Annotated in this window: 11 protein-coding genes; all 11 read left to right on the top strand. The window is 55.4% G+C overall.

From position 1 onward, the window contains the following. Positions 1 to 55: 55 nt before the first annotated feature. Positions 56 to 1,366: an N-acetylmuramoyl-L-alanine amidase gene (locus ACYX4J_RS20240; RefSeq protein ID WP_444906617.1), complete on the top strand. Its 1,311-nt coding sequence runs from the start codon at positions 56 to 58 to the stop codon at positions 1,364 to 1,366. Positions 1,367 to 1,411: 45 nt separating this feature from the next. Beyond that, entirely contained in the window at positions 1,412 to 3,298 is a 1,887-nt protein-coding gene (gene mutL, locus ACYX4J_RS20235) for a DNA mismatch repair endonuclease MutL (RefSeq protein ID WP_444934689.1), read from the top strand. A gap of 70 nt (positions 3,299 to 3,368) precedes the next feature. Further along, complete coding sequence (gene miaA, locus ACYX4J_RS20230) at positions 3,369 to 4,292, top strand: tRNA (adenosine(37)-N6)-dimethylallyltransferase MiaA (RefSeq protein WP_444935152.1); 924 nt, start codon at positions 3,369 to 3,371, stop codon at positions 4,290 to 4,292. Between the two features lie 191 nt (positions 4,293 to 4,483). Then, complete coding sequence (gene hfq, locus ACYX4J_RS20225) at positions 4,484 to 4,768, top strand: RNA chaperone Hfq (protein WP_020413623.1); 285 nt, start codon at positions 4,484 to 4,486, stop codon at positions 4,766 to 4,768. 131 nt (positions 4,769 to 4,899) lie between these two features. Then, positions 4,900 to 6,210 (top strand): ribosome rescue GTPase HflX, encoded by a 1,311-nt coding sequence (hflX, locus tag ACYX4J_RS20220; RefSeq protein ID WP_476177418.1) that lies wholly within the window; start codon positions 4,900 to 4,902, stop codon positions 6,208 to 6,210. A gap of 186 nt (positions 6,211 to 6,396) precedes the next feature. Then, complete coding sequence (hflK, locus tag ACYX4J_RS20215) at positions 6,397 to 7,545, top strand: FtsH protease activity modulator HflK (protein ID WP_476177417.1); 1,149 nt, start codon at positions 6,397 to 6,399, stop codon at positions 7,543 to 7,545. Positions 7,546 to 7,556: 11 nt separating this feature from the next. After that, positions 7,557 to 8,429, top strand: a complete 873-nt coding sequence (gene hflC, locus ACYX4J_RS20210; RefSeq protein WP_282930281.1) for a protease modulator HflC — start codon at positions 7,557 to 7,559, stop codon at positions 8,427 to 8,429. Positions 8,430 to 8,628: 199 nt separating this feature from the next. Continuing rightward, positions 8,629 to 9,822, top strand: coding sequence for an ATP phosphoribosyltransferase regulatory subunit (locus ACYX4J_RS20205; protein WP_413664099.1), 1,194 nt, complete (start codon positions 8,629 to 8,631; stop codon positions 9,820 to 9,822). 112 nt (positions 9,823 to 9,934) lie between these two features. Beyond that, positions 9,935 to 11,257 (top strand): adenylosuccinate synthase, encoded by a 1,323-nt coding sequence (locus ACYX4J_RS20200; RefSeq protein WP_475708937.1) that lies wholly within the window; start codon positions 9,935 to 9,937, stop codon positions 11,255 to 11,257. Positions 11,258 to 11,398: 141 nt separating this feature from the next. Beyond that, a complete protein-coding gene (trhA, locus tag ACYX4J_RS20195; protein WP_282930278.1) occupies positions 11,399 to 12,052 on the top strand; it encodes a PAQR family membrane homeostasis protein TrhA in 654 nt (217 codons plus the stop codon). 177 nt (positions 12,053 to 12,229) lie between these two features. After that, entirely contained in the window at positions 12,230 to 13,450 is a 1,221-nt protein-coding gene (locus ACYX4J_RS20190; protein ID WP_475708936.1) for a lytic murein transglycosylase, read from the top strand. The last annotated feature ends 3 nt before the right edge of the window (positions 13,451 to 13,453 follow it).

The raw sequence follows: 13,453 nt of genomic DNA, 5'->3' as shown, positions 1-13,453 counted from the left end.
AAACGCCTGAACACAGGGAAATACTGATACCAATAAGCAAAGGGGCTGGGAAGTAATGAGTTTTATGTGGCGGTCTCTGTTCGTTGTCGCGCTGTGGCTGGCAGTTTTCCTGCCAGCTTCTGCGACGCAAGTGGAAGGTGTGCGCGTCTGGCGAGCACCCGACCATACGCGTCTGGTTTTAGATTTGAGCGGCCCGGCAGAGCACAAGTTATTCACCCTCAAGAGTCCCCACCGGGTGGTTGTCGACCTCTCTGATACCGAGTTGAAGGCCGAGCTGGACAAGTTGGACCTGGAGAAGACGCCGATCGCCCGGGTGCGCCACGCCCGTCAGAATAAAAAAGATCTACGGGTTGTATTGGACCTTAAGCAGCAGGCCAATCCGCGCAGCTTTGCTTTGCGGCGCCATGAAAACCTGCCGGATCGATTGGTGATCGATCTTTACGACGAGGTTAAAGGCAGCGAGAAGACGCTGGAGCAGGTCAGTAGTGAACGCAATATCATTGTCGCTATTGATGCAGGGCACGGCGGGGAAGACCCCGGGGCTTCCGGTCCCGGTCGCTTGCGGGAAAAGGATGTGGTGCTGGCGATTGCCAAACAGCTGCACAAAAAGATAAACGGTGAGAAGGGCTTTACCGCCAAACTGGTGCGCACCGGGGATTACTATATTCCTCTGCGGGAACGGGTAAAAATTGGGCGCAATATGCGTGCGGACCTTTTTGTGTCGATCCACGCCGATGCCTTTACCCGTAAAGATGCCCGTGGCGCTGGGGTCTATGCGGTCTCTTCCCGAGGCGCAACCAGTGAAACCGCCCGCTTTTTGGCCGCGCGGGAAAACGAATCCGATCTTATCGGTGGTGCCGGCAGTTTGAGCCTGGGCGATAAGGATGACACCCTTGCCGGCGTATTGCTCGACCTCTCCATGACTGCCACCATGAATGCCAGCCTGGATATCGGCGCCAGTGTGCTGTCACAGATTGGCACCGTCACTCACCTGCATAAAAAACAGGTGGAGCAGGCCAATTTCTCGGTGCTGCGTTCGCCGGATGTGCCTTCAATTTTGGTGGAGACGGGTTTTATTACTAATCCCCAGGAAGCGAAACGCCTGCGCGATCCCAGTTTCCAGCGCAAGCTGGCGCAAAAGCTCAGTGACGGTATAGTGGCGCACTTTAAGAGTCGCCCCCCGGCGGATACCTGGCTCGCCGCCAACCAGAGCGATAAGTCTCGCAACCACGTTATCGCCCGCGGGGAGACCCTTTCGGGTATCGCGGCGCGATATAATATTTCCGTCGCCGCCCTGATGAGAGCGAATGGCATCAAGAACTCCGTGATTCGAGTGGGGCAGACCCTGAGCATTCCTTCCGGCTGAGACCTCAGTGTCGAGCGGTCCTTGCAGCATTAACAGGCCAGATTCATGCACGATAAAATCCAGCAACTCTCTCCCCGCCTTGCCAACCAGATCGCGGCTGGTGAAGTCGTTGAGCGCCCGGCATCAGTAATCAAGGAGTTGCTGGAAAACAGCCTTGATGCGGGCGCTACACGACTTGAGGTCGATGTGGACGGCGGGGGTAGCAAGCGCATGAAAGTGCGCGATAACGGCAAGGGCATAGAGCGGGAAGACCTGCCAATGGCCCTGGCCCGCCATGCGACTTCCAAGATTCACGCTTTGGAGGATCTGGAGGCGGTGGCCACCCTGGGCTTTCGCGGTGAGGCCCTCGCCAGTATTTCCTCGGTGGCGCGTCTGGCACTGACCAGCAGCCGCGATGAAAGCGGCAAGGGGTGGCAGGTAAGTGCGGAGGGCCGCGACATGCAGGCACAGCTCGCGCCCTCGGCTCACCCCCGTGGCACCACGGTGGATGTGCGCGACCTGTTCTTCAATACGCCCGCTCGGCGGAAATTCCTGCGCACAGAAAAAACAGAATTCAATCGCATTGACGAGACGATTAAGCGCTTGGCGCTGTCCCGATTTGATGTCTCTATCAGCCTGCGCCACAACGGCAAGGGTGTGCATAATCTGCGCGCGGGCACCGGGCGGGTGGAAATGGAGCGCCGTGTCGCCCAGGTGTGTGGGCCGGCGTTTATGCAGAATGCGCTGCATATCGACGTGGAGCGCAGCGGCCTGCGCCTGTGGGGGTGGGTTGCGGAGCCCGCATTCTCGCGCTCCCAGGCCGACTTACAATTCTTTTATGTCAATGGCCGGGCTATTCGCGACAAAGTGGTCAGCCACGCGGTGCGCCGGGCGTTCGCCGATGTTTTGTACCACGGTCGACATCCGGCATTTGTACTTTACCTGGAGCTGGACCCGGCTTCCGTCGATGTGAATGTGCACCCGACCAAACACGAAGTGCGTTTTCGCGATAGTCGCCTGGTACACGACTTCCTGTTTGGCAGTTTGCATCGGGCCCTGGCGGATGTGCGCCCGGGGCAGAAAGAGGAAACAGAAAGCGAGCCGGAGCAGGAACGCCAGGAACAGGTCACGGGTTTGCAGGCCGGTGAATTTGCCGGGCAGCATAAAATGCCACTCAGCAATCGCCCCTCGCCCTCAAATTTGCGCGAGCAGATGAATGCTTACGGCGCTCTGCACCAACCGTATGAGGACTCATCTCCGGCGACACAACAGCTGCAGGATGCCCCTAGCAGCCGGCCAGTGTCTGTGCCCCAAGCGTCTTCCGGGGCTACCATAGGGGCCGGTGCGAGCATTGAAAGCGAATCAGAAGTGCCGCCGCTGGGCTTTGCCCTGGCGCAGTTGCACGGAATCTATATTCTCGCGCAAAACGAGCACGGGATGGTTGTTGTCGATATGCACGCTGCCCATGAGCGCATTGTCTATGAGCAGATGAAAGTGGCTTATGCGGCCGGTGGAATCCAGGCTCAGCCCCTTCTGGTTCCTGTAAGCCTGGCCGTCAGCCAGCGGGAAGCGGACTGCTTCGAGGAGCGCAGCGAGGTGTTTACCGCGCTTGGTTTCGTATTGCAGCGGGCCGGCCCGGAGACTTTGCTGGTGCGCCAGGTACCCACAATGCTACACGGCGCGGAAGTGGAACAGCTGGTGCGCGATGTACTCTCGGACCTGCTCGGCGAAGGCGACAGCGCCCGTATTGGTGAGCGTATCAACGAAGTGCTGGGGACAATGGCTTGTCACGGTTCTGTTCGCGCAAATCGACGCCTGACAATCCCGGAAATGAATGCTCTGTTGCGGGACATGGAACGCACGGAGCGCAGTGGCCAGTGTAACCACGGTCGCCCGACCTGGACCCAGGTTAAACTGGCAGATATGGATAAGTGGTTTATGCGCGGCCAATAGGTACGCGGCAGAAGTGGGTGGTAGTTTGAATAACAGCTTGCCGGGTGATAAGCCCCGTGTAATTTTCTTGATGGGTCCAACGGCCTCCGGCAAAACGGATCTGGCCATGGCGCTCGCCGATCGTTTGCCCGTGGAATTAATCAGTGTTGATTCCGCTCTCGTATATCGAGGCCTTGATATCGGCTCGGCCAAGCCCTCAGTAGAAGAGCTAGCAGCATACCCTCACCGTTTGATCGATATCTGTGACCCGTCTGAGTCCTATTCGGCAGGTCGTTTCCGCAAAGATGCGCTGGAAGCTATGGCAGAAATTAGCGCTGCTGGTAAAGTGCCATTACTGGTTGGCGGAACTATGTTGTATTTCCGTGCTCTGTTGGAAGGCATGGCAAAATTGCCTGAGGCGGACGCAGCGGTGAGAGCAGAAATAGAAGCTCGCGCAGAGCGTGAAGGGTGGCCCGCATTGCATGCAGAGCTGGCCCAGGTGGACCCGCAGTTGGCGGCAGAGCTACATCCCAACCATTCGGTGCGTATCGAAAGGGGGCTGGAAGTTTACCGCCTCACCGGTGTTCCGCTTTCGCAGTTGCGTCGCGAGCAGGAAGCTGGGGGAATACAGGAGCAGTACCAGGTGTGCCAGATGGCCATTATGCCCCGCGATCGCTCCCTGCTTCACCAGCGCATCGAACTGCGTTTTCGCAAGATGCTAGCGGCGGGCTTTATTGATGAAGTCAAGGGTCTGCTGGACCGAGGAGACCTGCACGAGGACTTACCGGCAATTCGCGCGGTGGGATATCGACAAGTTTGGCAACACTTGCAAGGCCAAACCGATTACGATGATATGGTGGCCGCTGGAATTGCGGCGACGAGGCAGCTTGCCAAGCGCCAGTTAACCTGGCTGCGGCGCTGGCCAGACCTGCTAACTTTGTACACTCAGGATGAGCAAGGTGGGGTGCGTGAGAATGACGAAATATTGGCTGAAGCCTTGAAATTTCTCGCTTAAGCATCCATAACGTGGTTGGGCTATTAAACGACAAGCCCGTTCAGTCAGTTTTCACAGAGTCCGGCCTTTTCCGGCTCGCTACTACACTACTTATACGCGTATTCAACCTCAGTCGTTTTTTGATCCGCGCTCTTCGCGGGTGCGATTGCGGCCTGCATACCGCATTCAGCTTTTTGACAAGGAGAAAAAAGATGTCAAAAGGGCACAGCTTACAAGACCCTTACCTCAACGTATTGCGCAAAGAGCGTATTCCGGTTTCTATCTATCTGGTAAACGGCATCAAGCTCCAAGGGCAAATTGAATCCTTCGACCAGTTCGTGGTGTTACTCAAAAATACTGTGAGCCAAATGGTGTATAAGCACGCCATTTCTACGGTTGTTCCGTCGCGTGCAGTGCGCGTACCGCTATTGAATCCCGCAGCCCAGCACGGCGGCGAGGGTAATGGTGAAGGCGGTGAGCGCGAATCCTTTAGCTAAAAGATCCGTATCAATTTCACCTGCACCCCGTTTTGCCGGGGCGCCAGCAGCTCGGTGAGCCCCTTGCAGGGCTTGCCGGTTGTCACCTCAGTCAGGGCTTATCGCGCCCTTTTCGCAATAGAGAATTCCCATTGTTTTTCGATCGACCGGAATCCGGTGAGCTCGCAGTACTGGTACACCTAGAACTCTCCGCCATCGACAGTCCCGACGACCCTCGTGAATTTGAGGAGTTGGCCCTATCTGCCGGAGCAGATCCTGTCAGTTTTATTTTCGGCCAGCGCGCCACTCCAGACCCAAAGACCTTTGTTGGCCGAGGTAAGTTGGAGGAGATTCGCCAGGTGGTCAAAGATCAGGAAGCCGCCTTGGTTATCTTTGATCACATCCTGTCTCCGAGTCAGGAGCGCAATATTGAGCGCGAATTAAAGTGCCGGGTGCTGGATCGCACAGGACTTATTCTGGATATTTTTGCCCAGCGTGCGCGAACTCACGAGGGTAAGCTTCAGGTGGAATTGGCCCAGCTGCGCCATATGGCAACGCGGCTGGTGCGAGGTTGGACCCACCTGGAGAGGCAAAAGGGTGGTATCGGCTTGCGTGGGCCCGGAGAAACCCAGTTGGAGACAGACCGGCGATTGCTGCGCGCGCGCATAGACTCCATCGAGAAGCGGCTGGAAAAGGTACGCCGCCAGCGGGAGCAGGGGCGCCGCGCGCGTTCCCGGGCAGAAATGGCCACCGTATCTCTGGTTGGCTACACCAATGCGGGCAAGTCGACCCTGTTTAATCGCCTGACCGATGCAGATGTCTATGTCAGGGACCAATTGTTTGCCACCCTCAACCCGACCATGCGCAGGGTTGAATTACCCAATGTTGGCGCCATGGTATTGGCTGATACGGTGGGATTTGTCTCTCACTTGCCGCATAAACTGGTAGAGGCATTCCGGGCAACCCTGGAAGAAGCCGCCAGTGCAACGTTGCTTCTACATGTGGTGGACGCTGCGGCAGATGATCGGTTACACCTGATGGAAGAGGTGCAAACGGTTCTGGAGGAAATTGATGCTTCAGAACTGCCGCAACTGGTGGTTTATAACAAAATTGACCTGCTGGCAGATTTTGAACCGCGTATAGACCGGGATGATCAGGGTGTACCCCGGGCAGTTTGGCTCTCTGCGGTAACAGGCGCGGGTTGTGAACTTTTAATTGAGGCTATTGCCGAGCGCCTGGGCGAGCAAATGGTGCGCGGGCAACTGGTAGTGAAGCCTCATCAGTCCAGACTGCGAGCGCAGCTATTTGAAATTAATGCGGTACAGTCGGAAGTCTATCGCGACAATGGTGACTGCGAATTGCAAATATTATTGCCGCGTAGTGATTTCCAGCGTCTGCTGGCGCCACATATTGCTGGCAATGACGCGCCGGAATGGGTTTTGGAAGAACCCATTGCTGAGTAGTTGTCGTATAAACATTGATTTTAAAATTCAGGTCATATTGCGACCTTTAGTCGAACTTGTTCGGGGTTGGTCTCCGCAGACTGCCCACTTGCCTCAGGCTAGGGCCTGTCGGCAATATTTTGTCGGCAATGGATGCTAGAATCCGCCGAAGTAAAAGATTAAGTGATCATAGTTGGAGTAAGTTAAATGGCCTGGAATGAGCCGGGTGGTAACAATAAAGACCCCTGGGGTGGTGGCGGTAACCGCAATAACGGAGGCCCGCCCGATCTCGATGAACTACTGCGAAAAATTCAGCAGAAACTAGGTGGCCTGTTTGGTGGTGGTGGCAGCCCAAGTGGCGACTCTGTCAAATTTCCCTGGGTACTGGTTATTGGTCTCGCCGTATTGATTTATGGCGGCCTGGGGATTTACCAGGTCAACGCCAACGAACAGGCGGTTGTTTTGCGCCTGGGCAAATACCACTCCACGGAATCTGCTGGCCTGCACTGGAATCCGCCGCTTATCGATAACGTCACCAAGGTCAATATGACTGAGGTGCGTACCGAGCGCACTACCGGTCAGATGCTGACCGAAGACGCCAATATCGTAGAAGTGGTACTCACTGTGCAGTGGCAGGTTGGGGATGCTGAGTCTTTTGTACTGCGTGTTCGCGATCCGGTGAAGAGCTTGCAGGAAGCCACCGACAGCGCCCTTCGTCACGTGGTGGGCTCTCTCACTTTAAACGGTGTGATTTCCCAGAACCGGACCCAAGTATCTGCCGATACGCAGGAACGATTACAGGAATATCTGGACCTGTACCAGACCGGTATACGCATTGATGTGGTTAACCTGACTGATGCTAAGGCGCCGCGCGAAGTGCAGGATGCGTTTGACGATGTAACCAAAGCCCGTGAGGACGAGGTGCGTCTGCAAAATGAAGCTCAGGCTGATGCTAACCAGATAATCCCGGTTGCCCGCGGTCAGGCTCAGCGCATTATCGAAGAGGCCGAGGCATACAAAGCCCGCGTCATCGAGAGTGCCCGAGGTGAAGCTGTGCGCTTTGAGAAACTGCTGGCTGAATATGAGCGTGCCCCGGAAGTTACCCGCGAGCGTCTCTACCTGGATGCGGTACAGGACGTGATGGCCAACACCTCCAAGGTGATGGTGGATGTCGAGGGCGGCAATAACATGATGTACCTGCCACTAGATAAATTGGCACAAGGCGGCGCTGGAGCAGCGCGAGCAGCCCAAAGCCAGGACACCTCGCCTGTAATGATTGAGGAAGTCTATCAGCGTGTTATTGAGCGCCTTCGTCGGGATGACGCCAGCACCCGTCGCAGTCAGACTATTCGCTAGGAGGGGATGATATGAATAACAAAACACTGGGTATCATTGTTGTCATCCTGGTTGGAGTACTGGTACTTTCTTCCAGCGCCTTTGTAGTGAAAGAGACTGAAAAAGCCGTGTTACTGCGCTTTGGTGAGCTGGTGCGCACCTACACCGAGCCGGGTCTCTACTTCAAAATCCCTTTTGCGGAAAGGTTGCGCAAGTTTGATGCGCGTATTCAGACGGTGGATTCCAGCCCCGTTCGTATGCTCAACAGTGAAAACAAATTCATGATGGTTGATTCGTATGCCAAATATCGAATCTCTGATGTGGATAAGTTTTATATCGCCACTCGTGGTGACGATCGCAATGCGGTGCGCCTGCTGTCGGAGCGGATCAATGATCAGCTCCGGAACGAGTTTGGTGTGCGCGATCTGCATGAGGTAGTCAGTGGCGAGCGCGATGAGTTGATGGCGGAGATCACCAAGAACCTGAATAAGGTGGCTCAGGATGACCTGGGAGTGCATGTGATTGATGTGCGCGTCAAGCGGATTGACCTGCCACCGGAAGTCTCCGAGTCTGTGTTCCAGCGTATGCGCGCTGGCCGTGAGCTGGAGGCGCGGGATCATCGCGCCAAGGGTCAGGAGGCCAGTGAGCGTATCAAGGCTAATGCCAATCGCCAAAGAGTGGTGATTGAGTCTGAGGCCTACCGCCAGGCGGAAGAGTTACGCGGTGCGGGTGATGCAGAGGCGGCAGCTATTTACGCTGCGGCCTACAGCAAGAATCCGGAGTTTTACCGCTTTACCCGCAGTCTGCAGGCTTATAAGGAGTCCTTCCGGAGCAAGTCAGATATGCTGCTGGTCGATCCAGATAGCGAATTCTTCCGCTACCTGAAAGACCCGAAAGGAGAGTAGGGCTGAAAATGCTGTGTAGCACTGGGCAACTGGTGCTATAGGCGCCGGGTTAGATTCGATAACCCTACCTTCCTGTTAGCACTTGATGCTAAAATCACGCAAACCGGGCCCAGCCCGGTTTTTTTGTGGGAAGTGCTGCGGCTCGTTTGTGGCAAGCGCTGTGGCACCGCAATTTCTTCGCTGACGAATTCATTTCATCATGACTCAAGCCGATCGCTGGATGTTACCGGATGGCATTGCAGAAATTCTGCCTGCGGATGCCGTGCAATTGGAGACTCTGCGCCGCCAACTACTGGACCTCTACCACTGTTGGGGGTACGAGTTGGTGATACCGCCGATGTTGGAATTCACCGAGTCCCTCCTGATTGGGATGGGCCATGATGTAGATCTGAGCACCTTTAAGGTCACCGACCAGATATCTGGTCGCACTTTGGGTATACGCGCGGATATGACTCCGCAGACTGCCCGGATCGATGCCCACAGCTTTCCCCGCAGAGGCGCTAACCGCCTCTGCTATGCCGGTCAGGTGGTGTACACCAAGCCGCGAACCCCGATGGGTTCGCGAGCGCCGATACAGGTTGGTGCCGAACTGTTTGGTGTGGACAACCTCGGTGCAGACCTCGAGGTGATCTCGCTGATGCTGCAAAGCCTTCAGGTAGCGGGTGTCAGCCAAGTGCACCTGGACCTGGGCCACGTCGCGATTTACCAGAGTCTGGTTGAAGCGGCGGGCCTCAATGACGAGCAGCGCAGCGCCCTGTTGGCAATGTTACAGAGCAAGGCGACTGCTGATCTGTGCGAGTGGGTCGAGGAGAATGTTGGCGACCAGAAGGCTGCCGAGTGGCTGAAGGCACTCCCGGGGCTGGTTGGGGGACGGGAATGCCTGGATAAGGCTCGTGAACTCTTTTCTGGAGCCCCGCAAAATTTGTTGGCGGCAGTCTCCGATTTGAGGCAGGTAGCTGAGGCTCTGAATGAGCGTTATCCAGAGGTGACACTGTTCTTCGATTTGAGTGAAGTACGCGGCTACGACTATGAAACAGGTCTGGTATTCGCCGCCTACACACCGGGCCACGGCCAGGCATTGGCCAACGGTGGACGCTACAACGGTATCGGAGCCGTGTTTGGGCGCGATCGCCCAGCAACAGGCTTCAGTAGTGACCTGGTGGCATTGAGTAATCTGGGCAGCGCCGCCGTTGAAGAGGGCGCTGCGATACTGGCGCCAGATGTCAGAGGCTCCCAGGGCGCTGAACTGTGGAAGGCGATTCACGAGCTGCGGGCTCAAGGCGAAGTGGTCATCACAGCTCTCGCTGGTGGTGCCGATAGTGAACTGGATTCCCGCTGTGACCGCGAGTTGGTTGCTGAGGGTGATTCGTGGGTAGTAAAACCACGAGACTGATTTTTCGGGCGCAGTGGATGTGCCTATTATCGCGCGGGCCTACCCGCAGACATCCATTTATGTGGGGCCCCGGCTCCCGCAGAGAAAAACCTGAGTTTAGAGATTTATACAGATGGGCAAGAACGTAGTAGTACTGGGTACCCAGTGGGGCGATGAGGGCAAGGGCAAGATTGTCGATTTGCTAACCGAGAAGGTCTCGCTAGTAGTGCGTTTCCAGGGTGGTCACAATGCGGGCCACACCCTGGTTATCGATGGCGAAAAAACCGTACTGCACCTGATTCCCTCCGGTATCCTGCGCCCCAGCGTAACCTGCTTGATCGGTAATGGTGTGGTGCTCTCCCCGGAGGCGCTGCTGAAAGAGATGGCTGAGCTGGAAGAGCGCGAAGTTCCTGTGCGCGAGCGCCTGCGTCTTTCCCCGGCGTGTCCGCTGATCTTGCCTGTGCATGTTGCCCTCGACCAGGCCCGTGAAAAAGCACGCGGCGCCAAAGCGATCGGTACTACAGGTCGCGGTATTGGTCCCGCTTACGAAGATAAAGTTGCTCGTCGCGGTCTTCGTCTGGGTGATCTGTGCAACTGGGATAACTTCTGCCACCAGCTGAAAGAGCTGATTGATTACCACAACTTCGCCCTGACTGAATACTACAAAGTTGACCCGGTCAGTTATGAGGACACCGTTGAGCAGGCCAAGATCTGGCGTGAGCAACTGGTGCCGATGATCACCGACGTTGCCGACCACCTGCACAAAGCGCGCGAGAACGGAGAGCATATCCTGTTCGAAGGCGCCCAGGGTTCCCTGCTGGATATTGACCACGGTACCTACCCGTTCGTAACCTCCTCTAATACCACTGCTGGCGGTACCGCTACTGGTTCTGGTTTTGGTCCTCTGTACCTGGATTATGTATTGGGCATTACCAAGGCCTACACCACCCGCGTTGGCGGTGGCCCATTCCCTACCGAGCTGGACTGCGAAGTTGGTCGTCACCTGGGTGAAAAAGGTCACGAGTTTGGCGCTACTACTGGCCGCCAGCGCCGCACCGGTTGGTTTGACGCTGTTGCTGTGCGCCACGCGATCCGAATCAACAGTATTTCTGGCCTGTGCCTGACCAAACTGGATGTTCTCGATGGCCTCAAGGAGGTAAAGGTTTGTGTGGGCTACCGCAACAGCGCTGGTGAAGAAGTCCCAGTACCATTTGATGCGGCAGGTTGGGAAGGTGTCGAGCCGGTTTATGAGTCTATGCCCGGTTGGACAGAGAACACTGTCGGTGTGCGTCGTGAAGCGGATTTGCCGGCCAATGCACGCGCCTATATTGCTCGAATCGAAGAGCTGGTGGGCGCTCCGGTAGACATTGTTTCTACAGGCCCCGATCGCAACGAAACTATTGTTCGCGAATCTTCCGCTTTGTGCGAAATGGGTATTCACAACGCTAGCGTTTAAGCCCTGACCGCCCGGTTGTGAATGTGCAGTCTGGTGATGGCCTTGCTATTTTAAGTGAGGCCTCTGATCATTAGACCTGTTCCAAGTTATTGGTCGTGCACTACACGCAGGCTTATGACCTGAATTTAACCGGGCTAATTTATGTCATCTTCCGTTTCCGTTGCCAGTCGTTACAGTTTTGCTGAAGAGATCGCCAATAGTGTGACACATGGTGTTGGAGCTCTTCTGGCGATTGCCGGTCTGGGTGTATTGACCGGATTTGCTGCCCTGCGCGGGGACGCCTGGCATATTGTCAGCTCCAGCGTCTATGCCTCCACCCTGATACTCTGTTTCCTAGCCTCCACGCTGTACCACGCAGTCAGCCATATCGGCGCCAAAGCGATACTGCGGACCCTGGACCACTCGTCAATCTTTCTATTGATTGCTGGAACCTATACTCCCTTCACCCTGGTTACCCTGAGGGGCCCTTGGGGTTGGTGGCTGTTCGGTATTATTTGGGGGCTCGCGCTGATCGGATTGATTATTCAGTTCACTCCGCTGAAGAAGATTCGAGCTCTGTCTATCACTCTCAGTGCCTTGATGGGATGGGTCGTGGTGGCTGCTATCAAGCCGCTGTCGGATAGCCTAGAAACTGGCGGTTTGTGGCTGTTAGTTCTCGGTGGTCTCTGCTACACCGGCGGAATCGCTTTTTACCTCTGGCGCAGCCTGCGCTTCCACCATGCAATTTGGCATCTCTTTGTGCTGGCGGGCGGTATATTGCACTTCTTTGCGGTGCTGTTTTACGTCATTCCCTAATCTTCCCGTTTTGCGGCGGAGCTCACCCTAAAGGTGAGCAGCACGAACTTCCCTCTCATGTGACTGTCCAGTTTAATAGTGGGTGGGAAGTTCAACGGTTACCGGCCAATCCACCTTTCGGATAAGAGTGGCTCGTTCTACCCTTGAGCGAGCAAAAGTTGTGTCGAAGGTAACTCCATGCCCAAATTGCAATGGTTTCAATATCTGTCTGCCATCCTCGTGATAAGCGCAGTTCTCCTGGCTTCCAATACCCATGCACAAGAGAAAGCCGATCCGGCCTTCGAACAATGGGTAAAGGAGTTCCGCAAAACCGCGATTAAGAGTGGAATCTCTGCGGAGGTTTACGACCAAGCTTTTAAAGGAATCACTTCTCCAGACCAATGGGTTCTGGATCGTGCAGCCTATCAGCCTGAATTCAAAGCGCCGGTGTGGCAATACTTTGATAACCGGGTGCAAAAGAGAGCGATTGAGCGAGGCAAGCGGGAAAAGGAGAAAATGAAGCCCTGGCTGGATAAGATCCAGAAACGCTTTGGGGTGGACCCCAATATCCTGCTGGCGATCTGGTCTGTGGAGTCCAGCTTTGGAGGCATCCTCGGCAACGATAAGGTAATGCGCAGTGTCATTCGCTCCCTGGCAACACTGGCCTATGCGGATCCCCAGCGCAAAAAGTTTGGCCGACAGCAGTTGCTGGCTGCACTAAAAATCTTGCAGGCCGGTGATATTGAGGGCCAGCACCTATTGGGCTCGTGGGCCGGAGCTATGGGGCATACTCAATTTATCCCTACCAGCTACCAAGCCTATGCGGTGGATATCGATGGTGATGGTAAACGGGATATTTGGAATTCTATTCCGGATGCACTCGCTACCGCTGCCAATTTGCTATCCAGTAATGGCTGGCAGCGAGGTAAACCCTGGGGGTATGAGGTCAATATACCCGCTCGTAAAATGCCTGCAGGGAAAATGTCGGTAGCCGAATGGGAGAAGCTCGGTGTCACACGCGCCAATGGGGAGCCCTTTCCCAGCAAGAAAGCCATTGCCGAATTAAAGTTACCAGACGGCCGCAATGGCCCGGCATTTTTAGTGTTCAAGAACTTCTTTGTTCTCAAGCGTTACAACAATTCAGATCGCTATGCGATAGCTATAGGCCTGTTGGCAGACCGGATTGGCGGCGGTGCGCCTTTGGTAAATGATTGGAAGCGCCCATTTACTCCACTGGATAGTGTTCAAGTGGAAGAGTTGCAGAAGTTTCTCAAACAAAAAGGGTTTTACACCGGAGAAATTGATGGCAAGGCAGGTCCGGGTACCCGCAAAGCGGTGAGTGAATTTGAAAAGAGTGCCGGCGTTGAAGTTCAGGGTTACCCGAGCAAGGAAGTCCTGGAGTTGTTGAAGAAACAATAGAGA

Source organism: Microbulbifer sp. ABM4_008 (assembly GCF_056311705.1).
This window is presented reverse-complemented; position numbering and strand designations above follow the sequence as displayed.